25 protein-coding genes are annotated in these 26337 nt (G+C 69.1%); 20 read left to right on the top strand and 5 right to left on the bottom strand.

Features of this window, described 5'->3' with window-relative positions:
* Positions 1-24: 24 nt before the first annotated feature.
* The 16 genes from OED01_RS13920 to OED01_RS13845 all read left to right on the top strand — a co-directional run bounded on the left by OED01_RS13920 (position 25) and on the right by OED01_RS13845 (position 17499).
* A complete protein-coding gene (locus tag OED01_RS13920; protein ID WP_264155878.1) occupies positions 25-1095 on the top strand; it encodes a hypothetical protein in 1071 nt (356 codons plus the stop codon).
* Positions 1092-5429 carry an FtsK/SpoIIIE domain-containing protein gene (locus OED01_RS13915; RefSeq protein WP_264155877.1) on the top strand — a complete coding sequence of 1446 codons (4338 nt, stop codon included), beginning with the start codon at positions 1092-1094 and terminating at the stop codon, positions 5427-5429. Before OED01_RS13920 ends, OED01_RS13915 begins: the two co-directional genes overlap by 4 nt.
* 91 nt (positions 5430-5520) lie before the next feature.
* The gene (locus tag OED01_RS13910) at positions 5521-6105 is read left to right on the top strand and encodes a hypothetical protein (RefSeq protein WP_264155876.1); all 585 of its coding nucleotides are present in this window, start codon (positions 5521-5523) and stop codon (positions 6103-6105) included.
* 109 nt (positions 6106-6214) lie between these two features.
* Positions 6215-6508 carry a WXG100 family type VII secretion target gene (locus OED01_RS13905; protein WP_060928559.1) on the top strand — a complete coding sequence of 98 codons (294 nt, stop codon included), beginning with the start codon at positions 6215-6217 and terminating at the stop codon, positions 6506-6508.
* A gap of 52 nt (positions 6509-6560) precedes the next feature.
* Positions 6561-6986 carry a WXG100 family type VII secretion target gene (locus tag OED01_RS13900; RefSeq protein ID WP_264157975.1) on the top strand — a complete coding sequence of 142 codons (426 nt, stop codon included), beginning with the start codon at positions 6561-6563 and terminating at the stop codon, positions 6984-6986.
* Positions 6983-7282, top strand: a complete 300-nt coding sequence (locus tag OED01_RS13895; RefSeq protein ID WP_264155875.1) for a hypothetical protein — start codon at positions 6983-6985, stop codon at positions 7280-7282. Before OED01_RS13900 ends, OED01_RS13895 begins: the two co-directional genes overlap by 4 nt.
* Positions 7283-7286: 4 nt before the next feature.
* Positions 7287-10919 (top strand): WXG100-like domain-containing protein, encoded by a 3633-nt coding sequence (locus OED01_RS13890; RefSeq protein ID WP_264155874.1) that lies wholly within the window; start codon positions 7287-7289, stop codon positions 10917-10919.
* Positions 10916-11347, top strand: coding sequence for a hypothetical protein (locus OED01_RS13885; RefSeq protein WP_264155873.1), 432 nt, complete (start codon positions 10916-10918; stop codon positions 11345-11347). Before OED01_RS13890 ends, OED01_RS13885 begins: the two co-directional genes overlap by 4 nt.
* A 22-nt stretch (positions 11348-11369) precedes the next feature.
* Positions 11370-12173 (top strand): hypothetical protein, encoded by an 804-nt coding sequence (locus OED01_RS13880; protein WP_264155872.1) that lies wholly within the window; start codon positions 11370-11372, stop codon positions 12171-12173.
* Positions 12170-12943 (top strand): PoNi-like cognate immunity protein, encoded by a 774-nt coding sequence (locus tag OED01_RS13875; protein ID WP_264155871.1) that lies wholly within the window; start codon positions 12170-12172, stop codon positions 12941-12943. Before OED01_RS13880 ends, OED01_RS13875 begins: the two co-directional genes overlap by 4 nt.
* Before the next feature lie 12 nt (positions 12944-12955).
* A complete protein-coding gene (locus tag OED01_RS13870) occupies positions 12956-13882 on the top strand; it encodes a DUF1444 domain-containing protein (RefSeq protein ID WP_264155870.1) in 927 nt (308 codons plus the stop codon).
* Between the two features lie 538 nt (positions 13883-14420).
* On the top strand, positions 14421-14801 hold the full coding sequence (locus OED01_RS13865) for a hypothetical protein (protein ID WP_264155868.1): 381 nt from the start codon (positions 14421-14423) through the stop codon (positions 14799-14801).
* Between the two features lie 135 nt (positions 14802-14936).
* Entirely contained in the window at positions 14937-15470 is a 534-nt protein-coding gene (locus OED01_RS13860) for a hypothetical protein (RefSeq protein WP_264155867.1), read from the top strand.
* On the top strand, positions 15451-16350 hold the full coding sequence (locus OED01_RS13855; protein WP_264155866.1) for a hypothetical protein: 900 nt from the start codon (positions 15451-15453) through the stop codon (positions 16348-16350). Before OED01_RS13860 ends, OED01_RS13855 begins: the two co-directional genes overlap by 20 nt.
* Before the next feature lie 3 nt (positions 16351-16353).
* Positions 16354-16983, top strand: a complete 630-nt coding sequence (locus OED01_RS13850; RefSeq protein ID WP_264155865.1) for a hypothetical protein — start codon at positions 16354-16356, stop codon at positions 16981-16983.
* Positions 16984-17007: 24 nt separating this feature from the next.
* Positions 17008-17499: a DUF6630 family protein gene (locus OED01_RS13845; protein ID WP_264155864.1), complete on the top strand. Its 492-nt coding sequence runs from the start codon at positions 17008-17010 to the stop codon at positions 17497-17499.
* A gap of 12 nt (positions 17500-17511) precedes the next feature.
* Here the strand turns inward: OED01_RS13845 and OED01_RS13840 are convergent, their stop codons facing one another.
* Both OED01_RS13840 and OED01_RS13835 read right to left on the bottom strand, forming a co-directional pair.
* Entirely contained in the window at positions 17512-17982 is a 471-nt protein-coding gene (locus tag OED01_RS13840; protein ID WP_264155863.1) for a recombinase family protein, read from the bottom strand.
* A 42-nt stretch (positions 17983-18024) separates the two neighbouring features.
* Positions 18025-19014 (bottom strand): malate dehydrogenase, encoded by a 990-nt coding sequence (locus tag OED01_RS13835; protein WP_264155862.1) that lies wholly within the window; start codon positions 19012-19014, stop codon positions 18025-18027.
* Between the two features lie 35 nt (positions 19015-19049).
* Here OED01_RS13835 and ypfJ point away from each other — a divergent pair, with 35 nt between their 5' ends.
* Both ypfJ and pip read left to right on the top strand, forming a co-directional pair.
* Positions 19050-19937: a KPN_02809 family neutral zinc metallopeptidase gene (gene ypfJ, locus OED01_RS13830; RefSeq protein ID WP_264155861.1), complete on the top strand. Its 888-nt coding sequence runs from the start codon at positions 19050-19052 to the stop codon at positions 19935-19937.
* 55 nt (positions 19938-19992) lie between these two features.
* A complete protein-coding gene (pip, locus tag OED01_RS13825; protein WP_264155860.1) occupies positions 19993-20958 on the top strand; it encodes a prolyl aminopeptidase in 966 nt (321 codons plus the stop codon).
* Here pip and OED01_RS13820 read toward each other — a convergent pair.
* The 3 genes from OED01_RS13820 to OED01_RS13810 are packed head-to-tail and all read right to left on the bottom strand — an operon-like array spanning position 20955 to position 23529.
* A complete protein-coding gene (locus OED01_RS13820) occupies positions 20955-22697 on the bottom strand; it encodes an aldehyde dehydrogenase family protein (RefSeq protein ID WP_264155859.1) in 1743 nt (580 codons plus the stop codon). The genes pip and OED01_RS13820 overlap by 4 nt on opposite strands.
* A 57-nt stretch (positions 22698-22754) precedes the next feature.
* Entirely contained in the window at positions 22755-23018 is a 264-nt protein-coding gene (locus OED01_RS13815) for a glutaredoxin family protein (protein ID WP_264155858.1), read from the bottom strand.
* Positions 23019-23076: 58 nt separating this feature from the next.
* The gene (locus tag OED01_RS13810) at positions 23077-23529 is read right to left on the bottom strand and encodes an FAD synthase family protein (RefSeq protein ID WP_264155857.1); all 453 of its coding nucleotides are present in this window, start codon (positions 23527-23529) and stop codon (positions 23077-23079) included.
* A gap of 181 nt (positions 23530-23710) precedes the next feature.
* On the opposite strand from OED01_RS13810, the gene OED01_RS13805 reads away from it, so the two are divergent.
* The gene (locus OED01_RS13805; protein ID WP_264155856.1) at positions 23711-24898 is read left to right on the top strand and encodes a glycosyltransferase; all 1188 of its coding nucleotides are present in this window, start codon (positions 23711-23713) and stop codon (positions 24896-24898) included.
* Positions 24899-24955: 57 nt separating this feature from the next.
* On the top strand, positions 24956-26275 hold the full coding sequence (locus tag OED01_RS13800) for a phenylacetate--CoA ligase family protein (RefSeq protein ID WP_264155855.1): 1320 nt from the start codon (positions 24956-24958) through the stop codon (positions 26273-26275).
* Positions 26276-26337: the final 62 nt, after the last annotated feature.

Genomic DNA, 26337 nt, shown 5'->3' with positions numbered 1-26337 from the left:
CCTGCTCGCGATACTTGGAGTCCCATGTCCTCGAAGCCACGCTGGCGTCGCGCGGCGCTCGTCGTCCTGGCGCTCGCGGGCGTGCTCTTCACCGCCCTTCCCGCCGCCGCGGAGAGCGGCGGAGAGGAGGAAGAGGAATGGTCCGACGGAGCCGTCGAGATCACGTATCGCGAAGCCACTGAGATCCGCCCCGGTGAAGGCTGGCGCATCGTCTGCGAAGGAGTCGGAACGCTGCCGGGGGTCACGATCACGTGCTCGGACGACAGCGTGACGCTCGCCGCCGAGAAGTACGACCCGAAGTGGGGGACGAATCCGTTGCGGGTTCCTCAGGCCTTCGGAGATCGCGTGCTGGATCTCACGTACCGGGTGCGGTTCGAACCGCCGCCCGCGCCGGAGATCGCCGTCACGCGGCTGGACGAACCCATCCCGGTCGGCGAGCAGTTCCTCGTTCCGATCTCGGCGCTGGCGATCACGTGCGCCGTGTGCTCGGAAGAGGGGGGCGCGAAGATCGAAGCAGGTACGCCGCCGCCTGGCGTCGCCGTCGGCGTGACCGACACCCATCTGGTGCTGCGCGCATCAGCGCCTGGCGATGCCGTCATCCCGATCGCGGTCACCGACGACGCCGGACAGAAGGTCGACGTCGAGCTCACAGCATCCTTCGTCCCGGCATCCGGCCCCGCGCCCTTGGGTGCTCTGCACATCGTCAGCCCGGCCGACACCTGGGAGCTGGCCGACCTGGTGTGGGGCGACGACGTCCTGGTGGTGTGCAGCCCGACGCAGTCCATCGGGATCGGATGCACCGACGACGGCCGTGCCGAGCGCACGGGCACCGGGCCGGCGCAGTTGCTGTTCCGGGCCGTCGACGCCGATGGCCGGATGGCATGGGGCAGCATCACGGCGACCGCGCCGAGCGAGACGCCGGCGGACGGAGTCGACGCCGAGCAGGACGCAGTCGTCACGCTCGCAGCCCCGGCCTGGAAGACCTCGGCGCCGCTGGTGCAGATCATCGTCCCCGCAGACGGCGCGCAGGAGCCCGAAGCGACGACGCCGCTCGCCGATCTGGCGAAGCAGCTGGAAGGAATACCCGCATCATGAGCCTTCGGCTGACCGTCGCCGACCGCCCCGGCGCGTCGCACCCCGAGTCCTGGATCGTCAAGATCGATGAGGCCAGCACGATCTCCGAGATCGGCGAGTCCCTGGACGTGCCCTCCGACGTGCTGGCGCCGGGAGTCGACCCCGCATCGTCGTTCACCACGGCCGCGATCCGCAGCGGCGCGATCGTGCCGACCAGGACGCCGGCGGTCCTCGCGCCCGGCACGCTGAGGCTGGAGTTCGTGGCAGGCCCGTTCGCCGGCGAGGCGGTGGCGATGGAGTCCGGTGCCACCGTCCTGGTGGGTCGCGGCGGCACTGCGGGGCTGCGCGTCGACGATCCGCATCTCAGCGACGAGCACGCCAGGATCACCGTGTCCGGTGGAGTCGCCGCCGACGGATCGCTGCTGCCGCTGACGGCGCACATCGAGCTCGTCGACGCCGGTGCGCGCCTGGTCGTCAACGGCTCCGAGGGTGAGAGGGCGGCGGACATCGTCCCCGCCGACCTCGTGCAGCTGGGCAGCAGCGTGCTGCGCATCGGCGTCGCCCCGGCATCCGACGCCGACATCACGGTCGACGAGGTCGGCGCGCGGGCCTTCAACCGTCCGTCCCGCATTCGACCGGCGCAGAATCCGCCCATCATCACGCTCCCCGGTGACAAGCCGGAGGAGCAGGACGCCTCGCCGCTGCCGTGGTTGTCGGCGATCGTCCCCGTCGTGCTCGGTGTGACGCTCGCGATCGTGTTCCAGCGTCCCGTCATGCTGCTGATGGCCGCGGCGTCGCCGGTCATGGTGATCGGATCGTTCTTCGCCAACAAGAAGATCGCCAAGCGCAAGGGCGAGCGCACCGAGGCCGACTGGATCGACGAGATCGAGGCCGCCAGGGTGCGCATCGCGGCGAATGTGCGCCAGCAGCGGCTGACCAGCTGGTACCACCACCTCGATCCGGTCTACATCCGCGACGTCGTCACCCGTCCGCTGTCCCGACTGTGGGAACGCCGCCGAGGGGAGGCCGACGCGCTGCGCGCCAGGGTCGGCGTCGCCGACGTGCCGCTCGAGGTGCGCTTCGAGGGCGGGCCGCAGAAGGAGCGCAGGGAGGAGCGCCGAGTCGGCGTCTCCCCGTCGCCCGTCGCGGTGGATCTCGCCGCCGGCCCCGTCGGCATCGCCGGCCCGGCGGACGTCGCCGGGGGTGTCGCGCGCGCCATGCTCACCGGGCTCGTGGCGCTGCGCTCGCCGCGGGATCTGCAGGTCGTCGTGCTGTGCGACCGGGAGCAGGAGCGCGCCTGGTCGTGGGTGCAGTGGCTGCCCCACGCGCAGCCGGGAGTGGGCCCGGTCGCGCTGATCGGCAACACCGACCTGACACGTCGTGAGCGCATCCGCGAGATCGGCGCGCTGCTCGATATCCGCATGCGCATCGGCAAGGACCGCCGTCTGGAATCCGAATCCCAGATCGTCCTCGTCGTCGATGGGGCTCGGCGGTACCGCATGCTGCCGGGGATGGTCACGATCCTCGAGCACGGCGCCGCGTACGGCATCCACGTCGTCGCCCTGGATTCGGACCGATCGCGATTGCCGGAGGAGGCGTCGACCGTCGTCGTCGCGGATCCGGGCGACGCGCTGCTGGGCCGCGTGGAATCCGGTGAGGCGTACCACTCGCCCGTCCTGCTCGACCAGGTGAGCGTCGGGTACGCCGAGGAGATCGCGCGGGAGCTGTGCTCGATCGAGCACGTCCGCGGTGTGGGCGACGACGCGACCGTGCCGAGCAACGTCCGTTACACCGAACTGCTCGGGATCGACCTGGACGACCCGCAGCCGATCATCGACCAGTGGCAGGTGGCGCCGCGGCAGTCCTACGTCGTGATCGGGGCGGGGTCCGAGGGCGAGTACGCGATCGACATCGCGACCGACGGACCGCACGCGCTCGTCGCCGGGACGACGGGTTCGGGAAAGTCGGAGTTCCTCCAGGCACTGGTGATCTCCCTCGCGCTGGCCAACCGTCCGGATGCGCTCAACTTCGTGCTCATCGACTACAAGGGCGGATCGGCCTTCGCGGACTGCGCCCGCCTCCCGCACACGGTCGGCATGGTGACCAACCTCGACGCCCGCGAGACCGAGCGCGCTCTCGCCTCGCTGGATGCCGAGCTCAAGCGCCGCGAGCGCGTGCTCCGCGACGACATCGGTGCGAAGGACGTCGACGCCGCGTGGGAGAAGGATGCCGCGGCCGCCGCGCGGCTCGGGCTGGCGCGCCTCATGATCGTCGTCGACGAGTTCGCCGAGCTCAAGACCGAACTGCCCGACTTCATCAACGGGCTCGTGCGCATCGCGCGCGTCGGCCGCTCCCTCGGGGTCAACCTGGTGCTGGCGACCCAGCGACCCTCGGGTGTGGTGACGCCGGAGATGCAGTCGAACATCAACCTGCGCATCGCACTGCGCGTGACCGATCGTGCTGATTCGACGGACATCATCGGAACACCGGATGCCGCGCTCATCTCGGCCTCCACTCCGGGGCGCGGGTATGTCAGGGCCGGACTCGATGCGGCGCCGGTGCCCTTCCAGACGGCGCGCGTGGCCGGACTGCGCATCGGCCACCAGCGCACCACCAGGGTGCTGCCGCCGGCCGCGCGCTTCGACTGGCAGACGGTCGGTCTGCCGGCGCGCTTCCCTGCATCCGAGACGAAGACCCATCGCCCCGACCAGGACGACACGGACCTGCGCGGCCTCGTGCAGCTGGCAGGCCAGGCCACCGCTGCGCTCGGCATCGAGCGCAGCCCGTCGCCGTGGCTGCTGCCGCTGCCCGATCTGCTCCCGCTGGACCGGTTCGACGAATCGTCCGCGCCCGAGGGCGGGCTGGTCCTCGGCCTCGTCGACGTGCCGTCCAAGCAGACTCAGCGTCCGCTGGTCTGGAACGCCCTCACCGGATCGCACCTGCTGTTCTTCGGTGGCAGCCGATCGGGACGCACCACGGCGGTCCGCACGCTCCTGGCACAGGCCGTGCAGCGCTTCACCCCCGCAGACCTGCACCTGTACGCGGTCGACTACGGCACGGGGGCCCTGCTCCCGTTCGCGGATGCGCCGCACACGGGCGCGGTCATCACGCCGCAGGATGCCGGACGTCTGCCTCGCCTGCTCGACCGGCTCAGCCTGGATCTGTCCCGGCGCCAGGCGATCCTCGCACGCGCCGGCGTCGGCAGCATCGCCGAGCAGCGCAGGCAGGCCGATGCCAGGGACGCCCTGCCCTACGAGATGCTCGTGATCGACGGCTGGGAGCGACTGGGCGCGTCCATGAGCGCCGACGACATGGTGCTGCTGCGCGACCAGGTCATGCGCCTGCTGCGCGAGGGGCCGGCCGTCGGACTGCGGGTGATCCTCACCGCAGACCGCTCGATCGCCTCCGACAAGGTGTCGACGTTCATCGACACGCAGTACGCCCTGCGCATGCGCGACATCAACGACTACCGCAGCGCGGGCATCATGATCCGCGACCTGCCTCCGAACATGCCAGCAGGGCGGGCGCTGTTCGGCCCCGAGGGCACCGAGGCGCAGCTCGCTGTGCTGTCGGCCGACCCGAGCGGTGAAGGTCAGACCGCTGCGGCCCGCGGCATCGTGGAGTACGTGACGGGGCACTTCGGACAGTTCCCCCAATTGGCGGAGCTGCCGCAGCCGATGCGGGTCGACCCGCTGCCCGCCCGGATCGGGCTCAGCGTCGTCCACTCGCTGCCGATCCTCGCCGGCTCGCCGACCGAGACGCCGGTCGTCGCGGTCGGCGGGGACCAGCTGTCGCGGGTCACGATCGACTGGCCGGGCGTCGGCGGATTCGTGGTCGCCGGCGACCGGCGCAGCGGCAAGACGTACACGCTGGCGGCGATCGCGCACCAACTCGGCTGGCACAAGACGCCGCTCGTGGTGGTCGCCCGCGACGGGTCGATCCTCGCGGACGTCGCCAAGAGCCACGGAGCGCCGCTGCTGTCGCCGCGGAGTCCGGAGGAGGAGATCGCCGCGGCCCTCGCGCCGGGCGACACGGCGCTCACGATCGTCGTGGACGACAGTGAATCGATCAGGGATTCGGCGCTGGACAGGGCGCTCGGTGCAGCGCGCGGTCACGCGCGGTACATCGTCGGCGTCGGCGCCGAATCCGCCGGCTCGTCTTTGACGGTCGCACTGACCGAGGCGAAGAAGGGGCGCTGCGGCATCCTGCTGTCGCCGCCGTCGACGATCATCGGAACCCAGGTGTTCGGCGTGCAGCTGGCGCGGACTTATATCGGTCGGGGCGCACCGGGCAGCGGTGTCTTCTTCAGCGACGGCTCCTACATGCCGGTGCAGGTGCCCGACCTGACGGCCTGACGGATCCCGTCCTCAGACGGCGGGGCTAGACTTGCGCGGTGGGTCCGGAGACGTCCGCGACCGAGAACGACCAGGTGGGGGACTTTCTTCGATGAGCACTCAGTGCCGGTTCTGCGGCGAAGCCGTTCGACCGGACAGCATGTTCTGCCCCGCATGCGGTCAGATCATCGGGATGCCCGGATCGGCCGTGCCGCCGTTCCCCGGAGGTGCGACCCCGCCGCCGTCCGGCGCCCCGGTCATCGAGCGCCGTGCCGAGCCCCTCGCGCCCGTTCCGCTGCCTGCGCCCCTCGCCGCGGAGCAGCCCGCTGCACCGCAACCGCAGAGCCCGACCCCGGCTCCCGCACCGGTGCCGGCCGCTGCATCGCACGTGTCCCTGCCGAACGGCCGGCGGATCGACCTGGATCGCGTTCTCGTCTTCGGACGCTCGCCGGAGAGCGGCGCTGCGGCGTACCAGGGAACACCGGTGCGGCTGGATGACCCGGAGCGGGCCATGTCGCGCGTTCACCTTGTCCTCGCGCCGACGTCGGTCGGCGTGGTCGCGACCGACCCCGGGTCGGCCAACGGCACACTGCTCGAGCGCGCCGGGACGCAGTACGCGCTGGTCGCGGGCACCCCGTCGGTCATCGAGCCGGGAGACCGTCTGCTCCTGGGTGATTCCGTACTCCTCGTCGGCTGAGAAGTCCGACCATGGGGAGTTCTCCCCATGGGTGCCGGTTGCACCCGTGTGTTAGGAATGATCGACAGACCTAATCCGCGGCGTCCGCCGCAAGAGCAAGGGGTAAGACATGGCTGAGATCAAAGTCACTTCGGAGTCGCTCGCAGGCGTCGCCAACCAGCTCGCGTCGGGGGCGACGTCGATCGAGTCGCAGCTGGGCAACCTCAAGTCCCTCGTGCAGGGCCTGATCGCCGGCGACTGGGGCGGAAGCGCTTCGCAGACGTTCAACGAGCTGTACGAGCAGTGGGACGCCGCGGGCATCCAGCTGAAGGAATCCCTCAACGGCATCAGCGACCAGCTCTCGAAGGCAGCGCTCGCCTACGAGGAGTCCGAGAACAACATCGGCAACAGCTTCCGTTCGTAATTCTCGTCCGCCCGGTTCGCCGGGCTGCTCTCGGTGAGGGGGGTGCCTCTTGGTGCAGTTCCATGTGTCCACGCCGGCGCTGGGTTACTCGGCGTCGGCGATGACCGGCGCGGTCGCGCAGTTCGACGCGCAGCTCGCGCAGGTGAACGCGGCCGTGAACGCGGTCGTCGGCGCCACCTGGACGGGGAGTGCTGCTGACGCGTTCCTCGAGGAATGGACGGCATTCCTCACCAGCGCCGGGCTCACGCGCGAATCGCTGGTGAGCATCGCTGCGCGGTTGCAGGCGGCGCAGGGGGGTTACGAGGGCAACGAGGCGCAGCTGACGACGTCAGCGCGGTCGTCGACCGTGAACGTGCGGACGCCGTCGACCGGCGGGGGCGGCGCGCGGCAGAGCGAGACGGCCGAGGCACGGCCGGTGTTCGAGGCGATGCCGGCCTCGGTCGAGTTGAAGAACTTCCAGGGGGGAGCTGACGCATGAGCGCCAGCGGAGCACACACGTACGAGACGGCGGACATCCGCGGTCTCGAGTCCGCGCTGAAGCAGCTGCAGGGGTACTGCGCCGAGCTGCAGGCTCACGCCGCCGGTGCGACCGGAGCCGTGAGCGCGCAGTGGAGCGGTATCGCGAACAGCGAGTTCGTGAACTGCGTCCAGACCTGGCAGGTCGGTGCGAGCCTGCTGACGGCGCACGCCGAGTACCTCGCACTCTGGGCCGGGGATGCCGCCACGCAGTACGAGACCGCGCAGACGTCGGTCAAGAGCATGTGGAGCGCGTGACGACATGGTGAAGGTGACACCGACCAAGTTCTCGACGGCGGCGGATGCGTTCGACGCCGTCTCCCAGCAGGCTCTGGATTACGCGATCGCCGCGCGGGGCACCCTGAGCGGATACGGCGGCATGGCCGGAACCGATCCGGGCGGCGAGTCGTTCTCCGAGGCGTACGACCAGATGGCGGCCGCGGCCCTGCAGACCCTCTACGACATCGCGGTGGCCAGCCGTGGTCTCGACCGTGCGCTGACCGCGAGCGGGGGCACGCACGCGCAGGCCAACGGCAACGCCGAGGGCATCGCGTACGACGCGTCCGGCGCGTTCGTGCTGCGACCCGAGATCCCGGAGACCAGCGTGTCCCCGCCGCCGTCCGCGTTCGGCGGACGACCGGACACGATGGTGCAGGGACTCGACAGCGCCGCGATGTGGGTGTGGGACCAGGTCCTCAACTTCATCGGAACCCTGTTCCCGGACGGCGACCCGGAGAAGCTCGAAGAGGCGGGTCGCGCGTGGTCGGGCATCCTGGGCGACATCCAGGGGCTGCGCACCGACATCCGTCTCGCTGACAATGCGCTGATCGGCATGGAGAGCGGCGAGCTCGCCTCGATCGAGACGAAGGTCAACGACTTCGCGGACGGACTGACGACGTTCCTCAGCACCGACGAGGGCATCGGCGCGATCGACGACATCTGCAAGGAGTACGCGCAGACGATCCGCGAGACGCTCGAGGAGACGCGTCAGATGATCGCGCAGCTGGTGATCGAGGTGATCGCCGGTGCGGGTATCAGCTTCGCGCTGTCGTTCGTCACCTTCGGTGCCGCCGGCGTCGTCGGCGGTGGCGCGATCGCGGCACGCATCGCCGTGGTCGCAGGGCGCATCGCGTCCCTCGTGAGCAAGTGCGTCGGCACGGCCAGTCGCCTCGCGATCCGGCTGCGGGCGATCGTCGCCGGAATGCGCGCCGCGGGTGCGGCGTTCCCCAAGCTCACCCGCGTCGGCATCGAGCTCGTCTCCGGCACGGCATCGACCGTGCTCGCCGAGTCGGTGCAGGGCGGCGACGCGAACTACCTCGCCGCGTTCACGTCTGGTCTGGCCGGTGGGTCGATCACGTCGGCCATCACTGCTCCGTTCGGCAAGGCGGGTGAGCGATTCCTCGTGCGGGCGCTCAGCAACGGTGCCGGCGGCGCGGGTGGCACCGTCGTGGACTCCGGTGTCCGCGGCGAAGACATCACCCCCGGTTCGATCGCGATGGGCGCGGGGCTCGGTGTGGCCATGTCGGCCCGCCTGCCCGGGCGTCGTGGCCCGGGTGCGTCGTCGTCGTCCGGAGGTGGAAGCGGCGTCGACGTGGATGCTTCGGGCATCCCGACCGGCGCGGGCAACGCGGCGAACAGCAGCTCGGTGGACGGCGCGGCTCCGCGTGCGGAGTTCGACGGCCCGTCGGGTCAGGGCGGCGACGTCAGCAGCAGCGGTGGCGACGGCGGCGGAGCTCAGAGCAACCACGGCGAAGCGCCTGCGGAGCAGGAGATCGTCGTCACGCCGGAGAACAGCGGCTCGAGCAACGACGGTCCTGGTGCCGACGGTCCTGTGAACGATGGGCCTGTGAAGGACGGTCCTGTGAACGACGGTCCTGTGAACGACGGTCCTGTGAACGATGGGCCTGTGAACGACGGTCCGCAGCAGACCGCACCGGGCAACGACGGTCCTGGTGGCGATGGCACGGCGAATGACGGCCCCGGCCAGAGCGGCACTGCGGACGACGCGCCGTCGAACTCGACTCCCGAGCAGAGCGCCGGCGATGACGGTGCCGCAAGCGACGGTTCGCAGCAGAACGGTCCGGATGGCAGCGACGGCAGTGCGAACGGTGGCTCAGGCACGAACACCGGTGCCGGCGCGGTCGAGCCGCCGGCCGGCGCGGGTGGTTCGGGATCCGATGGCGGTACGTCCTCGAGTGAACCAGGCGGCCTGCTGCCGGATACCGCTGCGCCGGACGGCTCCACCGAGATCCGTGTCGACGAGCCGGTTGCGGATGGGACGGGCGACGGAGCGGATGCCGGTGACGGCGCGGACACGACCGGCGACGCTGACGCTGATGCCGCGACACCGCCCGCCGATCCTGCTGCTGGCGCAGCGTCCCCGAACCCGCGCGTGCAGACGCTGGTGGACGCGGACGGCAACACGCTTTCGTTCAAGGACTGGGACGCCGCGCACAATGCGGACTCGGATGTTCCGCTGAACCACCGCAAGGGTGAGTTCGGCGAGCTGCACGCGCAGGCCTACATGGAGGCGCAGGGCTGGACGCGCATCGACGACGGCGCCGACGGTTCGCACGCCACCAATGCGAACGGTGTGGACGGCATCTACTCGCGCACCGACGCCGACGGGAACACCGAGTTCGCCGTCATCGAGGCGAAGTACAACACGGCTCGACTGGGCGACACGCTCGACGGACGACAGATGAGCCGTCCCTGGATCCGGGCCCGGTTGGACGCAGCGTTGGGCGACGTCTCTCCTGAACTGCGCGCGGATGTCAGGACGGCATTGCGCCGCGGCGATCTCGACGCCGGTGTCGTGCGCGTGATGCCCAACGGCGACGTCACCGTGCGCCAGCTCGATAACAGCGGCTATGTGGTGAGAGACACCGGGGCTCATTTCGCGACCGCGGATGGCCCCCAGTCACCCGCCTCGCCGGACGCATCGTCGCCCCAGAACCGGGATACTCCTGGGGCCGAGGCGCCGCTGACCGCGGAGACGCACGTCGATGGGGCCGAGGCGACGGCCGATCCTGTCGATGGCTCGAGCGAGGCGCCGCTGTCGGACGCCGACGCGGTCAACGACAGCGTCCAGGACCCGGAAACGACCGGAAACGGCGGCGACAGCGGCGACGATGTCGGCGGCCAGGGTGGTACCCCTCCCGGACGCGAATACACACTCGCTGACGGCAGCACGTACGAGACGCGCTGGGCGCCTGAACAGCTCGACGGACTGAGTTCGGCATATGACGAGCTCGCTGCGGCACTCCCAGAAGGGCGGACGATGGACGACCTCGCGCGTCTCATCGACGTGCCCACCGAGGCTCTGAGTCCCGCTGATCGCGCGTTCCTGCATGACATGCGCATGGCGGTCCACTATGACGGAGACACCGTATTCCAGAAGGTCTTGCCTCCTGGTGAGGATTTCGCCCGTCTGAACGGGACGTACGCATACGACGATGACTCGGTCGCAGGCTTCGTGACCCGGCTGCAGGATGTCCTGCACTTCCACGACTCGGAGGCTGTGTACGCAGGGTTGCGTCTCGATTATCCGGGGACGACGTTCAACAATCCGTTCGATGAGCCGATTCACGCGCAGATGATTCGGTATCAGCATGAAGACGATGTCGCTCTGAATGTTCCGTTCGACGCTGTCATGCAACCGGGCTCCTCGTTCAACGGCGGTTATCCGTTCACGGGCAACGGGATGACCGCGTCGGGTCTCCCCGTGTCCGACGGAAACGTCGTACCCGAGTTCAAGGAGCCGGGCGCGTCGCAGATGCGTCCCGGAGCTGAGATGTGGGAGGTCACGCCGAACGGCATCTATCGCCTCCTGGGCGTTCTCGACCGGAACGGATCCTGGCAGGCCGTCGCGAATGTCTCGCCAGCGTCACGATGACGGAATCGGAGCTGCACCCTCGAGGGCTGTTCGGGATCGTCGACGATGTCGAGCTGCGGTTCTACAGCTGGGCGAGCGCCGGAACTTTCGGAACGCCGGTAGACCACGTGAACGCGCGTACTGAGGACGTACCGCAGGGCGTCACGCTGGTGGAAGGCTATCGGAAGACGCCGGGCATCGTGTCGATCCCGATTTCGGAAGTCGAGGATCTCCGACAATGGGATTGGTTCGTCGTCTTCGAGGGTGTTCGCTATCGAGTGGTGTCCGAACGCGACGGTAAGTTCCTGATCAGCACGGGTGATTCCGCTGTTGCAGCGAAGAGCGCTGAGTGGGACGGCAACTTCCGCGATGATTGGATGCGGTGGATCGATCCGTCGGGCTTGCCGGTGACGGTTGAATCCCATGAGGTAAAGCTGCCCAGGGCATGATGGAGGTATGGCGATGACCCCGATGCAGAAGCTGATCTGGCCGACTCTCATGGAGGCGTATGTGCGGCAGGGATCGGCACTGCTGGCAGGGCCGGCGGTACGGATCGCGGATGCGCTCGCCTGGCGCACCTCGGGCGATGTTCTGTCCGCGTACGGTCTGAGCAACGCCCGGACGGACTTCGTCGATGTCATGCGTTTCGAGCCGTCCCCCGTGTCGCGTGTTTCGGTCCCCGCGCCTGGCTCGGTGTCGGCGGCAGCGGGCTTCGGGAAGGGGTTTCTTCCGGGAGCGGGCGGCCTTGTGCCGGTGTGGGATATCGCGCCGACCGAAGTGCCGAACGGCGCGGAGTTGTGGCGGATTCATGCTGATGGGCGGCAGGAGTTGGTCTCTGCCTATGCGGGACCTGCGTTCGGCTGGCGGTCGACGGGTGTCTACGCGCCGCCGTCCATGGTGTCGGGGCCGCGTGTTGTCTGGAACGGGGCCGAGTACGTCGCGTCGTGGGTGGATCGCGAGCATGTGGAACTCGTGGCGACGGGGGCCGAGCCTCCGGATGGATTCGAGCAGACCCGGCCGCACGTCTTCCGTCGTGTTGTCGCAGCCGACGCCTGTGAGCGCCTTTTCGAGGTCTCGTTCGTCGCCACCTGGAACGGCGTCCCGGCTCACATCGTCCAGTCCAACGCTCAGGAGGCGGCGATCGTGCTCGCGGGTGATGCCTCACAGGCGGGTGCGGGCGCGGTGGCGCTCGAGCCCGGGCTCGTCTGGCGTGTTGTGCCCCGCTCGGAACTCGCCGACGTCCGTGGCACGACCAACGAGCTGGAGCCAGCATGACCGGCGGGGGGAACGGCTTCAGCGCGAACCTGCGTGATGCGAGAGCCGACGCGTCATACTTCGGGGGCGTCGTCGACCACCTCAGCGCTTTCATCCGTTCGGATGACGAGGAACTGGCGTTGCCGGATTCTGAGTGGCCGTTCCCTGAAGACCGCGCGCTTGCCGCCGATGACGCGATGCGCATCCGCTGGGCGCGTTTCAGCGCGCTGTATTCCGCCGGAGCGACGGCCGAGGAACTGCGTGCGGAGTTCGATGTTCTCCTTGAGAAGGCGGAGCAGGTTCTCGATCTCGCACAGCGGGAGCTGTCGGATAAGACCCGGTCATCGCGTTACGCGTTCGGCGGGGACAAGGACCGGTACAGGCAGGCGTTGTGGCTGGTCTCGCTCGCCCTGGCCTTCGATGTCGATGAGGCGACTTTCGAGCGGGCGTCCGAGGCTGTGCGACTCTCGTGGAATGACCGATTGATCGACGGTTTGATCGCTACTCGTCGGGCAGATCATCCCGTCGGCGCGGATTTCGCCTTCCCGGGGACACGCGCTTTGGGTGACGCTTTGGAAACCGCCGATCCTGGGGCGGTCGGGCGGTATCTGGACGACTGGTATTCCGTGTGGAAGAACACGTGGGGCTGGGGCGGCCACACGATGCTCGGCAAGCGGAAGTACTGGGGCTATTGGGCGTTCGAGGTGGCGGGCGTGGTGAAGGCGCTCGGGATCGATGACGCGTCGTTCCGGGAGAATGAGTTCTATCCGCGTGATCTCGTGGGTGTGTGAGTCGGGGTGGGTATGGCTGAGCAGGTGGTGATTCCGGGCTCTCTCGGTGAGGCGTCGTCGTTGCTGACGGCGCGTCCGGTGGGGTTGGTTCCGTTCCAGATCCGTGGGCAGGTGCTGGCGCTGCAGGGGGCTGAGGCGGGGATCGATGCCGCGGTTCCTGTGGTCGCGGACTATTTCGTGGGAGCGGTGCTGGACCTGCCCTCAGCGGACGTCCCGGTGACGGTTCGGATGCTGGATGACTGGGGCGTCGACATGGAGGCCGTGGTCGTGGAGGCTGCGCGGAACAGGGCGCAGGTCGAGGCATCGGTGGACGCGTTCGAGGAAGCGCTGGTGATTTCGGGGGTGTCGTTCGCTGCGGCCTCGTTGCGCGATCCTGGAGCTGTCTCCCGGTTCCGGGAGGGCGCGACTCCGGTGATCGTGGTTCCGGATGCCGGGACGGTGGTGCTGGGATTCGCGGAGGATCCGGGGTCGTTGGTGTCTGCGGCTCGTGCGGTGGAGCGGGTGCTGGCGCAGTCGTCTCACACGGTGTCGGTGACGGCGTTGGTGCGTTCGGAGAGCGGGTGGGTGCCGTTCGAGTGGCCAGAGGCCGTGTCCGCTGAGGTGTCGCGGCTCGGCAAGCGCTGGGACAGTGTGCAGTACGGTGCCGCACGGACGGTCGTTCAGGAGAGCTATGCGGCGGCGGGCAGTGACGTGTTCGTCGCGGAGCTGGTGCTCGCGGCGGATGCGACGGGTGAGTACGTCACGTATGCGTCGGTGACCGAGGGGGCCGTGTCGGTGGTGCCGCGTGCGCAGTTCCTGGTGCTCAACGCCGCGGATGGGCGGATCGGTCAGGTGCCGTTCGGTCGGGTTCTGGATGCCGGGGTGCTCGCTCCTGCGCCGGGCACGGTGCCGGATTACTTCAGCGTGACGCGGTTCCCCGCCGAACTCCTCGGCAGCTGAGAACGCAGACCCGGTGTCGCGATGACCGAAGGTCTGCACCCTCGTGGCCTCTTCGGGGTGCTCAACGGCGTTGAATTGTCATTCGCTGAGCGAGGGAGGGCCGCAACGAGTGGTGTCCGAGCGCGATGGCAAGTTTCTGATCAGCACGGGTGATGCCTCGATTGCTGCGAAGAGTCCGGAGTGGGAGGGCAACGGCCGCGATGATCGGATGCGGTGGCTCGATCCGATCATGTCGAGCTGTGGTTCTCCAGCTGGGCGAGCGCCGGAACTTTCGGAACTCCGGTGGACCACGTGAACGCGCGTACTGAGGACGTACCGCGAGGCGTCGCTCTGGTCGAAGGGTATCGGCAGAGTGGGAGGGCAACGGCCGCGATGATCGTCGATGTCGTGATCAACCCGCTCAACGAGCGCCTGGTCCTCACACACGCAGACAGGTCCCACGCTGGCGAGTCATTCTCTTGAGGGGTCGCAGGTCAGCCCGGAACTCGCCGCAGGGCTAAACTGCCCCTGTCTTGTGTCCGAACCAGCAGGAGCACTCATGTCCACGGACCCCGCCGTCGGTCTCGTTCGATCGCTCGTCGAGAACATGCGCAGAATCGGTGACGACTGGGCGGCACTCGCCATGGTTCTGGAGTTCGGCGGCGGACAGCTCAGCGGCTCCTACGGGTACGCGTACTCCGAAGATGGCGCACCGGCCGCCACATCCGCGCGACCGACGCTCATCGAGCCGGCGGTGAACGCTTACCTGGAGTCGTCCTTCCCGCCCGAAGATGCACGTCCCGTGAAGATGCTGGTGCAGTTCGATCGCGCGACCGGGAACTACGAGATCACGTTCGAGGACACCGATGCCACCCGCTGGCAGGTGACGCCAGCGACCCTCGGCACGATCCGCGACGACCTGCGGCCGAGGTTCGCATGACTCCGCCCGACGGAAGCGATCGTGCTGACGAACCCACCGGGACTCCCGTGGTGACGCGTGATGAGTGATTCGAGCCCGTTCGGTCCGGATTCGCCGACCGCAGGAGCGATCCTTCCGGCGACCGCGAGGGATCTGATGATCCGATCGCACGCGCTGCCGCCCGGAGCGCTCGAAGCAGCCCGCGACGGGTGGCTGGCTCCGGGCATCCCGATTCTGGTCCGTGGTGAGGCGAAGATCCTCCCCCTCGCCTGGTGGGGCGATGCTGCGGTCTACAACCCGTATGCGGAACCCGCGTACATCGCCGCTTTCGCATCGCACGTCCAGGGTGCCGCCCTGCATCGGGCAGGACCATGGACGCTGCTGGACCTGTCGGCGGACCGTCCGGACGGCATCGGTTCGTACACGGCGGCGCTTCGCGGTGCCGGTGCCACCCGGGTGGAGTGCTGGGTGTACTCGTCCGCCATCGGCGTCACGCTCGTCTGGGCCGGGGCACAGGACACGTGCGACGCCTCTTTGGCGGTGCACGTCATCCCCGCCGGGTGGGTGTCCGAACGCCACGCCGGTCCGAGCGCGGCCGGCATCGACGTGCGCTGGTCTTGGGCCGAGGTGGTCGCACTCGACAGCGACGCATCCGGCCGAGAGGAAGACGGTGAGCATGGACGTCGATGAGCTTCTGCACGTGGTGCGTACCGAGAACCTCGACACGCCGATCATCGACGGCGCCGGCTTCCGTCGAGGCGATGCTGTGGTCGTCGACCACGCGGGGGCGCGTTGGACCGTGCATGTGCTGGATGAACACGAACACGCGATCGGATCGACGGTCCGCATGTTCACCGACGAGACGGCCGCGATGTGGCACGTGTTGCGACGACTGCGGCAGATCGCCGAGGCACGGCGCACCGGCGCTGCACGTACCGACCATCTCGGGAGCCGTCGTTCGGTGGACTTCGCGCCCCGTTCGATCGGAACGGGAGCCGCTCTCCCGGTGAGCGCCGCAGCCGTCCTCGACGCGATCGTGTCCCGTCTCGCTGAGCCGAAAGCGCCCGTGGAGCGCCGCGATCAGTGGCTGGCCGACGACGTGCTGGTGTTCTCGCGGGGCGACGCCTGGATCGTGCCTCTGTCCTGGACTCCCGCGCACCCGGATATCGACGGGAGCGAGTACCCGCATGCCGCCGACCGCGCCAGCACCCTGTTCGCCCAGATCGGAACGGCTGCTGAACACCAGCACGGCTGGCCGATCGCTCTCGAGCTCCGAGCGCAGCACGGCGCCGAGTCCCCCCGGGACGAGAAGTCCCGCTATACGGCGGAGCTGACGCGCACGGGCGCGACGAGCGCGAGCTGGTGGGCGTTCGGGGATGTCGCAGTGGTGCGTATCCTCCATCGCAGCGCCGACCCGGAGCCGTCGACCCAGATGGCGCTGCACGTCGTCCCCACGCACTGGGTGAAGGAGGGGCAGCGGCGGAAGAAGGCAGCGGGTGCACCTCTCGATCTCGGCTGGTCCTGGGCGGACGTCGTGGAATTCACCCGCACCGAGCACGAATCGGAGTGAGACATGGGCTTCGACATGGACCTGCGCAGGACCGCGTCCACGGCCTTCGGGCCGGCTTCGCTCGTGGCGGGCGGCGTTCTGCCGTACGAGGGGCGCATCTTCGTGACGAGCACGGGCACCCAGGAGGCCGCGTTCGAGGCCCGGACGGATGGCTGGGTCGGTCCCGAGACGCCCGTGCTCGTGCGCGGGCCCGTCCGGATCATCCCGTTGGCGTGGCTGGGCAGCCCTGAGGGATCCGGCGCATCGCCGGAGGAGATCGCCGCGTTCACCGACACGATGCTGAGCTACGCCGCGTACGTGGGCCGCGCGTGGAGTCGGCTCGATCTCGAAGACCCGCCCTTCGACGGCATCCGGCCGTATGCGGTTGCGCTTCGCGACGGCGGCGCCACCCGCGTCGACTACTGGATGTATTCCGAAGAGATCGGTCACGCGCTGGTGCACGCGGGAGATGCGGAGGCCGGCACGATGTCGCTGGCCCTGCACCTCGTCCCGGCGCCGTGGCTGTCGGAACGTCTCTCCGAACAGGCCTCGCGACGCAAGCGCAGCCGTCCGATCCCGCCGAAGCCGGATCTCCGATGGTCATGGTCCGAGGTGATCGCCCTGCACGGGGCGCGCCTCGCCGCCGACTCGTGATCGCCGCGTGGCAGGATTGTCGGCATGACCGAAGCAGACGTCTGGACCCGCCTCGCCCGACTGCTCGATGACGATCCGGAGCTGATCGCTTCGGTCGGCCTCGCGGCCTCGGATCCTGCGGCCTACTTCTCCGCGCATGAGCGCGACCTCGTCGACCGCGGCATCGAGGAACCCGCGGACGTCGATCCCTGGCTCGTGGTCATCGACGGGCTGGACGAGGCCGGAGCGCTCGCCTACATGGATTGGAAGGACACCGGCGTCGAACTGGCCGAGGCACTAGCCGGGCTCGCGCGTGTCGCCCGCACGGGCGTCGATCTCGACCCCGTCGCCGACGTGGACGGCGACCTGAGTGCCGCCGTCGCCGCGGCGGATGCGCTGCTCGCCCCGCACAGCCTGCGCGTCGTCTACCTCGAAGAGGATTCCGATGCCTACCCGCTGGTCGTCGTGCCGGCGTCGGATGCCGAGACGATCGTCGCCGCGGCGACGCGGCTCGGGCGCGAGGCGCGTACGTTCTGACTCCGCCGCGCGTCAGCGCATGGCGTCGGCGAGGTGCCGCGAATCCTGGCTGAGCACCTTCACCATGATGCCGCGCTGGCGCAGGTCCGCGACGGTGCGGGCCTCCTCCTCACGGTCGCGCCCCAGGGCGTGCACGTTCGCGACGACGAGGACGTCGCCCTTGTTCAGCGTCGAGATGAAGCGCGCGAGGCGATCGCTCCAGCTCTCCAGGATGTCGGGGGCCGGATGCCGGAAGCCTTCGATCGGAACCCCGAAGCGGGTCAGTTCATCGCGCTGGGTCACCACAGACGGCATCCCGTCGCGGGCGACGACCAGACCGACCAGGCGGGATCCTCGGGGGCGTGCATGCCACCAGTCATGGTTCTGCTGCAGCTCGGTGAAGCACTTCGGGCACTCCGCCGCCGCGTGCGGCAGGTGCACCGGACTCGTCAGCGCACCGCCGATGTGCATCGCACCCGTCGTCAGGTCTGTCAGATCGCTCATCGTTGCACCTCCGCTTCCATTCTGCCCTGCCGGCGCGGCGCCTCACACCAGACCGAGCGCGCGGACCGCCTCCCGCTCTTCGACGAGCTCGGCGACCGACGCGTCGATGCGGGCCTGCGCCCAGGCATCCGGTTCCAGGCCGTCCACGATCTGCCACTGGCCGTCGATCGAACGCACCGGGAAAGAGCAGATCAGCCCGTCCGGAACGCCGTACTCGCCGTGCGAGACCACCCCGGCGCTTGTCCAGTCGTCGGTGCCGTGGACCCAGTCGCGCACGTGATCGATCGTCGCATTGGCGGCAGAGGCCACCGAGGAGGACCCGCGCACCTCGATGATCTCCGCCCCGCGCTTCGCGACCCGCGGGATGAAGCTCGACTCGAGCCACCCCGTCACGTCGTCGAACCGCTCCGCCAGCGCCTCGGATGCCGGTCGACCGGCGACTGTGGCGTGCGAGACGTCGGGGAACTGCGTGGCGGAATGGTTGCCCCAGATCGGGACGCGCCGCACGTCCGAGACCGGCGCGCCGAGGGCGAGCGCGAGCTGCGCCCTGGCGCGGTTCTCGTCCAGCCGGGTCAGCGCCGTGAACCGTTCGGCAGGCACTCCCTCAGCGGATGCCGCGGCGATCAGCGCGTTGGTGTTCGCCGGATTGCCGACCACCGTGACCCGCACACCCGGTGCCGCGTTCTCGGCGATCGCGACGCCCTGGGGTCCGAAGATCCCGGCGTTCGCCGCGAGCAGGTCGCCGCGCTCCATGCCGGGGCCGCGGGGGCGTGCGCCGACCAGCAGTGCGAGGTCGCATCCCGCGAAGGCGGTGTCGGCGGCATCCGTCACTTCGACGTCCTCAAGCAGTCCGAACGCGCCGTCCTGCAGCTCCAGCGCCGCGCCCTCGGCGGACTTCAGCCCCTGTGGGATCTCCAGCAGCCGCAACCGGACCTTCTCCTCCGGTCCGAGCAGATCTCCGGCGGCGATGCGGAACAGCAGGGCGTAGCCGATCTGGCCTCCGGCACCCGTGATGGTGATCGTGGTGGTCATGTCCCGAGACTACGCCGCGCGCTACCCTCGTTTCCATGACGTTCAACCCGGATGCCGACATCTCGGGCCACCGCACCAGGCGCCGTGGCCGGACAGCAGCCGTCGCGGGCGGGGGAGTGGTGGGACTCGGCGCGATCGCCGTGCTCGTCGTCAGCCTGCTCTCCGGCGGCGAGATCGACCTGTCGCCGTTCCTCGGCGGCGGTACCGGCGATCAGGGCTCGTCCTCGTCGGAGGGGACGCTGGACGAATGCGACTCCGGTGCGGATGCCAACGCGAAGGTCGAGTGCCGGATCGCGGGTTCGCAGGTCGCGCTGGACGAGTACTGGAGCGGGCAGCTCGACGGCTACACGGAGCCGGGGATGATCGTCGTGGACGGGCAGACCTCGACGGCGTGCGGCACGGCATCCAACGCGGTCGGACCGTTCTACTGCCCTGCGGATGCCACTGTCTACATCGACCCCACCTTCTTCGCCGTCATGCAGCAGCAGTTCGGCGCCTCAGCCGGCGACCTGGCCCAGCTCTACATCGTCGGTCACGAGTGGGGCCACCACATCCAGAACACCACCGGCACCATGGCGGAGTACCCGAACAACGGCACGGGGCCCGCCAGCAACGGCGTCCGGATGGAGCTGCAGGCCGACTGCTACGCCGGCGCCTGGATCGGGGACATGACCGAGGCGACCGACGCGGACGGCGATCCGTACCTGGAGACGCCCACCGAGACACAGCTCGAGGATGCCCTCAACGCGGCTCTCGTCGTCGGCGACGACCACATCCAGGAGATGTCCGGTTTCTCGAACCCCGAATCGTTCACCCACGGTTCCAGCGCGCAGCGCCAGTTCTGGTTCGCGAACGGGTACGAGAGCGGTCTCGGTGTGTGCGACACATTCGCCGTGCCGGACAGCCAGCTCGAAGCCGGGTAGCCCACGCGGTAGCGTGAAACGCAGTGGACGTTCGAGGACCGGGGGGTCGCAGACGATGAACCTGGATGCACTGTATCCGCCCATCGAGCCGTACGACAGCGGCATGCTGATCGTCGGCGACGGCCAGCGCATCGCCTGGGAGGTCAGCGGCAACCCCGACGGCAAGCCGGTGGTCTTCCTGCACGGCGGGCCCGGCGGAGGCACGTCGGACTGGCACCGGCGATTCTTCGATCCGGAGAAGTATCGCATCGTGCTGTTCGACCAGCGCGGCTGCGGGCGCAGCACGCCGCACGCGAGCACGCCGGACATCGACATGCGCTTCAACACCACGGCGCACCTCATCGCGGACATCGAGCTGCTGCGCAGGAACCTCGGCATCGACCGGTGGCAGGTGTTCGGCGGATCGTGGGGCAGCGCGCTCGCACTCGCCTATGCCCAGGCGCATCCGGATGCTGTGACCGAACTGATCCTCCGCGGCATCTTCACGCTGCGCCGCATCGAGCTCGAGTGGTTCTACGAAGGGGGAGCGGCCGCACTGTTCCCCGATCTCTGGGAGGACTTCATCGCCCCCATCCCCGTGCTGGAGCGCAACCGCATGATCGAGGCGTATCACCGCAGGCTCGCCGACCCTGATCCCGAGGTGCACGTCCCCGCCGCGGTGGCGTGGAGCGGCTGGGAGTCCAGGGCGATCACCCTCCGCCCGGACGCGGACACCGTCGCGCGCATGACGGAGCCGGATGCCGCAGTGGCGTTCGCGCGGATCGAGAACCACTTCTTCGTGAACCGCGGATGGTTCGCCGAGGGGCAGCTGATCGACGGCATCGACGCGATCCGCCACATCCCCGCCGTGATCGTGCAGGGGCGCTACGACGTGTGCACGCCGATGATGACCGCGTGGGACCTGCATCGGGCATGGCCCGAGGCCGAGTTCGTGATCGTCGACGACGCCGGTCACGCAGCATCCGAGCCCGGCATCCAGCAGGCGCTGCGGGACGCGACCGACCTCTTCGCCGACGACTAGGCCCGCAGAGCCTGCAGCAGCGTCCGCAGGAGACCGGAGACGGACCCGGTGGCGCGGAAGCGCGTCAGTCCCTCGGACACCTGCGCCCCGGTCCGCGACGTGACGAACCAGGGCGGCTTCGGCAGGATCGTGAAGCGGCCGCCGCCGCTGACCCACGGCAGCGACCGAGGGAACGGGCGGAAGGGGCCGCGGACGATCGAGCGCTCCACGCCGTCCAGCAGCAGCGCGTTGTGGACGATGCCGATGCCGCTGCCGACGTCCTGCACGGTGCCGCCGGGGAAGGCGCCCCAGGTGAGCGTCGGGGTGATGAACCCGAAGGCCGTCCAGGCGTTGATGGCGATCGAGCCGTAACGCAGGGCCGTGATGGCGCGCTCGAATCCGGAGCCGAGCGCGCGCTCGGTGGCGGGGTCCACGAGCACGTTGGCGCCGAGCGTCCCCTGCAGCTTCTCGTTGGCGTGCTGCACCGCGGCATCCACGAAATCCTGACCGAGCCCGTCGACCTCGACGACGCCGAGGACAGGCGCGAAGTACTCCGTCGACAGGAGGGGCTCCGCGTCGTCGGAATCGCCGATCTCCACGAGGAGCCGGTCACCGAGCGCGAGGGCATCCGGATAGTCGCTCGCGGCCTGCTCCATCCGGGAAGCCGACCCCGGATACCAGGTCGGCCGCTCCGGCGCCTTCGCGTAGGCGTGCCGCAGCGCGGTGAGGAACTGCTCGCGCTGAGCCCAGTCGTGCGACAGGATCACGACCTGCCCGGCGATGCAGTTGTGGCCGCTGTTCTGCAGGCGCATGGTCGCGATGTGCTCGGCATGGAACGTGACGTCGGCATCCGACCACTCGCCGGGGACGACGATGATGGGGGAGACTCCGCCGAGCTCTGCGGTGATGGGCTTCTTCAGCAGCGGGCGGTTCTCGCGGCGGCGGCGCTTGCCTGCGGCATCCCGACCCCAGACGATCGCGTCGAACGTCGCAGCCGACCCGGTGATGTGGACGTGCTCGATGCTCTTGTGCGCGGTGAGGTACGAGCCGACGGCCGGTCCACCGCGGACGATGCGCAGGAAGCCGGGTTCGATCAGTGCGGCCAGCGCGTGCTCGAAGACAGGCACCAGCGCGTCCTGGGTCGGGTTCACCTTGAGGAGCGAGACGCGGTTGTGCGCGAGCAGCTCGTAGAGCACGTCGAGGACGGGGATCGACGTGATGTTGCCGGCACCCAGCACGAGGCCGACGCCACCGGATTCCTGCGGCGTGCGCTGCGCGAGACCGGCGCCGGCGCGCACCTGACGGGGCGTGATACCGGGCTCGAGCCACACCTCGCCCGTGAACCCTGCGAGCAGCAGCCTGTCGGCACCGGTGAGAGGGAAGGCGTGCACTCGGGTGCGCCCGCCAGGAGCGCGGTCGACCCGAACGTCCTGGAGCGGGTTGCGCCCGTCCGCGATGCGCGTGAGCGTCTCGATATAGGCATCCAGAGCGCCGAGGGTGCTGTAGGGCCCGCTCAGCCACTCCTCGCCGCGCAGCGGATGGCCGCCGGGAAGGCCTTTCGAGTCGGATGCCGTGTTCGCCCACTCGTCGGCGGATGCCGCGACGGCGGCGCGCACGGCGCGCAGCAGGGTCACGCGCTGCGCGACCGACAGGTGCGACCAGGTTCGGGCTCCGTCGGTGAGATCGTCGATCGCGCCGTCGAGCGCGATGCGCTCGTCGTGGTCGATCTCGGTCGCGGTGCTCTTCGTCGTCGAAGCCATCGTCGCCTTCCTGTCCGGTGCTGTCAGCCTATGCCGCGTCGGCGGCCGCCTCGGGCGTCAGATCAGCGACAGTTCGCGGAGCTTCGCCTCGACGTCCGCGTTCGACGGCTCGACGTGGTGCGACGCATCCGGGTAGACGACGACGGGGATGTTCGTGCGCCCGGAGATCTCCTTGGCGACGTCCGCGGCGGAGGGGTCGGCCACGAGGTCGATGTAGGTGTAGCCGATGCCGAGTTCGTCGAGCTGCTTCTTGGTGCGGATGCAGTCGCGGCACCAGTCGGCGCCGAACAGGGTGATCGAATCAGTCGCGGGGGTGGTCATACATCCAGGATAAGTCGCCCTGTCTGAGTGCTCCGGACGGCGGCGCCCTGCCGCTTGGCTAGCGCTGAGCGGCCAGCGCGGGCACGGCTCCGGCTGTGAGGGCGTCGAGCGCTCGCCGCAGAGCGGTGCTGGAGGTGTGCGCGGTGTACGGGAAGTACACGACCTCGACTCCGACGGCCTCGAACTCGCGCTCGAGGCGGAGACCCTTCTCGGTGCCGCGCCAGTCGTCGCCCTTGAAGAAGTGCGTGAATCCGACGTCGCGCCAGGCGTCCATCTTCGAGGGCGTCGTCTCGACGTGCACGTCGTCGACGAACGAGATGTGACGCACGATCTCGGCGCGCTCCGCGGTCGGGATCAGCGCCTCGATGCCCTTCACCTCTCGGAGCATCTCGTCGTTCACCACCCCGGCGACGAGCACATCGCAGTGCTGCTTGGCGTGGCGGAGCAGATTCAGATGCCCCACATGGAACAGGTCGAAAGCCCCGGCGGCATAGCCGATACGCGTCCCCATGATCTCCCCAGATCGGATTCCCCAGAAAGACGGCCCCCACGGCCGTCAACGGCTCCCACAGCCGTATCCGCTCAGTGTAGCGATCGGCGCGCCCGCCCGCACCCCTTTCCCGACGCGGAGCGAACGCATGGTCGGACATGAAACGATGGATGCCGGCATTCCGAGCAGGGGAGGGGGACACATGGAACTCGACGTCACCGTGATCGTCCCCACCTTCAACGAACGCGACAACATCGCCGAGCTCGTGTCCCGGGTCGGGGTGGCGCTCGAGGGCCGGCGGGCCGAGATCCTCGTCATCGACGACAGCACCGATGCCACGGCGGCTGAGGTCGAGCACGTCGCGGCATCCGCTTCCCTCCCGGTGCGGGTGATCCATCGGGAGCAGAACACGGGCGGGCTCGGCGGCGCGGTCGTCCTCGGGCTGGCGGAGGCCGGGGCGGACATCTGCGTCGTCATGGACGGCGACCTGCAGCATCCGCCCGAGCTCATCCCGGCGATGCTCGATCGGCACGCCGCGGGGGGAGCCGACGTGGTGGCGGCATCGCGCTACATCGGGGGAGGCGACTCCCAGGGCCTCGGGACGACAGTCCGCTTCGGCGTCTCGAGAGCTGCGACCTGGCTGACCAAGGCGATGTTCCCTCGGCGACTCGCACGCAGCACCGATCCGATGACCGGCTACTTCCTCGTCGACCGGCGGCGGATCGACGTCGCCGAACTCAGGCCGCAGGGGTTCAAGATCCTGCTCGAGATCCTCGCGCGCTCCGACGTGCGCATCGCCGAGGTGCCGATGGAGTTCGCGGAGCGCCGGCACGGGACCTCCAAGGCGAGCCTGCGCCAGGGCGCGACGTTCGTCGCGCACCTGACCCGCCTCCGGTTCGGCAAGATGTCGCTGTTCGCCCTCATCGGGCTGCTCGGTGCCGTCGCGAATCTCGCCATCATGTGGATCCTGACCGCGGCCGGCATGCCCTACGTCTGGGCGGCGATCATCGGCGCAGAGGTGACCATCATCGGCAACTTCCTGCTGCAGGAGCGTTTCGTCTTCGCGGACATGCGCTCGGATGCCCGCTCGCTCGGCGCACGCTTCGCGGCGTCGTTCGTCTTCAACAACGTCGAGGCCGCGCTGCGGATCCCGGTGATGGCGCTCATGGTCGAGTCGTGGCACATCTCGAGCGTCCTGGCCACAGCGATCTCGCTCGTCGTGGCGTTCTTCGCGCGATTCCTGTTCCATTCGCTAGTCGTCTACGCACCGAAGCGCGCGCGGGTGCGCGGGGATGCCGGGGCGGAGGCCGCCGAGCCGAAGCCGGACACGGCGACGCTGCGGATCATCCGGGCGATCGACGCCGAGGCGATGAAGCCGGGGGAGCTCTAGGAGCTGCACGGCCTACGATGGGAGCGATCGGCACGGGGCCGAGGCTTGTGGGGAGCGATGAAGAGAGAGATCTTCGCCCTGAAGACGCGTCTGCTGATGCGCGATGATCGGCGTGCTTTCGCGAGGATGGTACGCAACGAGACGTTGGACCCTGCGGGTCTCGGTGATCTCGTCGGCGAATCGAGCACACGTATCGCGCTGCACGCATTCGATCGGTCCCCGTTCTATCGCGACCTCTACGCGAACTCGGGATTCGCGCGCGTCGACGTCGCGGAGCGCTCCAATTTCTCCGCGCTTCCGATGGTCACCAAGCAGGCGCTGCGCGATGCCGGCGAGGAGGTTCTCGCGACGACCATCGACCCGCGCCGCGCTCTGCCGTCGGAGACCGGGGGAAGCACGGGCAGCCCTCTGCGCGTGCGGAACGACGCGGCGGCCCCCACCGCGGCCATGTGGTGGCGGATCTACCGGTGGTGGGGAGTCCACCCGGCGGACGACACGGCGTTCATCTACCGGCAGATGCGGCACGGGGCGGCGGCCGCGAAGTACGCGGCGCAATGGTGGCCGACGCAGCACTTCCTTCTGGACGCGCGATCGATCACGGATGAAGCGATGGAGGCGTTCATCGCGCGGTGGCTGCGCATCCGTCCCCGCCTGCTCGTCGCCTATGTCGAGGGGGCGACGGCGCTGGCGGCGCATCTTGTCCGCACGGGGCGCACGCTGCCGGCCACGGCGGTGTCGGTCACCGCGGCCATGCTGCAGCCCGGACAACGCCTGCTGCTGGAACAGGCGTTCGAGGCGCCGGTGTTCGACACGTACCGCTCGGCCGAGATTCCCTGGATCGCCGCCGAATGCGCCGCCCATGAGGGACTCCATGTGCTCGCCGACCAGCGTCGCGTCGACATCGTCGATGAGCGCGGGCGACCCGTCGAAGCCGGCGCGGAGGGATCCGTCGTCGTGACCGACTACAGCAATGAAGTCTTCCCGCTCGTCCGATACGAGATGGGCGACCGGTCACGCGTGATCGCGGGACCCTGCGTGTGCGGCCGGTCCTTCGGACGGATCGCGCCGGTGCAGGGACGGCTCGCGGATGTGATCCGCACACCGTCGGGACGCCGTGTGACCGGGGGGCTGAGCGGTCTGTTCCTGGACTCGCCGGGGGAGATCAGGCAGATGCAGGTCGTGCAGCACGCGGACTACTCGATCACGATCCGGTTCGTGCCGACCGCGCCTGGAACGGCCGCTGAGGCCGGTGCGCGGGCGAAGCGGAAGCTCGATGACATGCTCCGTGGCGAAGTCGCCGTCGAAGCTGTCGAGGTGGAGGCCATCGAGGGCAGCGCGGGGAAGGCGCGCCTGGTCATCTCGGAGATCGAGACCTGACGCCCCACCGCTTTCACGGTGCGGATCCGGTCTTCGCTTGTAGGATGACGTCGGTGGACGCG

The sequence above is a fragment of the Microbacterium sp. M28 genome, assembly GCF_025836995.1.
Lineage (GTDB): Bacteria > Actinomycetota > Actinomycetes > Actinomycetales > Microbacteriaceae > Microbacterium.
This window is presented reverse-complemented; position numbering and strand designations above follow the sequence as displayed.

Excerpts from the sequence above, each read along its gene's own strand:
- OED01_RS13920 (WP_264155878.1), top strand. The coding sequence starts at position 25 with ATGTCCTCGAAGCCACGCTGGCGTCGCGCGGCGCTCGTCGTCCTGGCG.
- OED01_RS13915 (WP_264155877.1), top strand. The coding sequence starts at position 1,092 with ATGAGCCTTCGGCTGACCGTCGCCGACCGCCCCGGCGCGTCGCACCCC.
- OED01_RS13910 (WP_264155876.1), top strand. The coding sequence starts at position 5,521 with ATGAGCACTCAGTGCCGGTTCTGCGGCGAAGCCGTTCGACCGGACAGC.
- OED01_RS13905 (WP_060928559.1), top strand. The coding sequence starts at position 6,215 with ATGGCTGAGATCAAAGTCACTTCGGAGTCGCTCGCAGGCGTCGCCAAC.
- OED01_RS13895 (WP_264155875.1), top strand. The coding sequence starts at position 6,983 with ATGAGCGCCAGCGGAGCACACACGTACGAGACGGCGGACATCCGCGGT.
- OED01_RS13890 (WP_264155874.1), top strand. The coding sequence starts at position 7,287 with ATGGTGAAGGTGACACCGACCAAGTTCTCGACGGCGGCGGATGCGTTC.
- OED01_RS13885 (WP_264155873.1), top strand. The coding sequence starts at position 10,916 with ATGACGGAATCGGAGCTGCACCCTCGAGGGCTGTTCGGGATCGTCGAC.
- OED01_RS13880 (WP_264155872.1), top strand. The coding sequence starts at position 11,370 with ATGCAGAAGCTGATCTGGCCGACTCTCATGGAGGCGTATGTGCGGCAG.
- OED01_RS13875 (WP_264155871.1), top strand. The coding sequence starts at position 12,170 with ATGACCGGCGGGGGGAACGGCTTCAGCGCGAACCTGCGTGATGCGAGA.
- OED01_RS13870 (WP_264155870.1), top strand. The coding sequence starts at position 12,956 with ATGGCTGAGCAGGTGGTGATTCCGGGCTCTCTCGGTGAGGCGTCGTCG.
- OED01_RS13865 (WP_264155868.1), top strand. The coding sequence starts at position 14,421 with ATGTCCACGGACCCCGCCGTCGGTCTCGTTCGATCGCTCGTCGAGAAC.
- OED01_RS13860 (WP_264155867.1), top strand. The coding sequence starts at position 14,937 with ATGATCCGATCGCACGCGCTGCCGCCCGGAGCGCTCGAAGCAGCCCGC.
- OED01_RS13850 (WP_264155865.1), top strand. The coding sequence starts at position 16,354 with ATGGGCTTCGACATGGACCTGCGCAGGACCGCGTCCACGGCCTTCGGG.
- OED01_RS13845 (WP_264155864.1), top strand. The coding sequence starts at position 17,008 with ATGACCGAAGCAGACGTCTGGACCCGCCTCGCCCGACTGCTCGATGAC.
- OED01_RS13840 (WP_264155863.1), bottom strand. The coding sequence starts at position 17,982 with ATGAGCGATCTGACAGACCTGACGACGGGTGCGATGCACATCGGCGGT.
- OED01_RS13835 (WP_264155862.1), bottom strand. The coding sequence starts at position 19,014 with ATGACCACCACGATCACCATCACGGGTGCCGGAGGCCAGATCGGCTAC.
- ypfJ (WP_264155861.1), top strand. The coding sequence starts at position 19,050 with ATGACGTTCAACCCGGATGCCGACATCTCGGGCCACCGCACCAGGCGC.
- pip (WP_264155860.1), top strand. The coding sequence starts at position 19,993 with ATGAACCTGGATGCACTGTATCCGCCCATCGAGCCGTACGACAGCGGC.
- OED01_RS13820 (WP_264155859.1), bottom strand. The coding sequence starts at position 22,697 with ATGGCTTCGACGACGAAGAGCACCGCGACCGAGATCGACCACGACGAG.
- OED01_RS13815 (WP_264155858.1), bottom strand. The coding sequence starts at position 23,018 with ATGACCACCCCCGCGACTGATTCGATCACCCTGTTCGGCGCCGACTGG.
- OED01_RS13810 (WP_264155857.1), bottom strand. The coding sequence starts at position 23,529 with ATGGGGACGCGTATCGGCTATGCCGCCGGGGCTTTCGACCTGTTCCAT.
- OED01_RS13805 (WP_264155856.1), top strand. The coding sequence starts at position 23,711 with ATGGAACTCGACGTCACCGTGATCGTCCCCACCTTCAACGAACGCGAC.
- OED01_RS13800 (WP_264155855.1), top strand. The coding sequence starts at position 24,956 with ATGAAGAGAGAGATCTTCGCCCTGAAGACGCGTCTGCTGATGCGCGAT.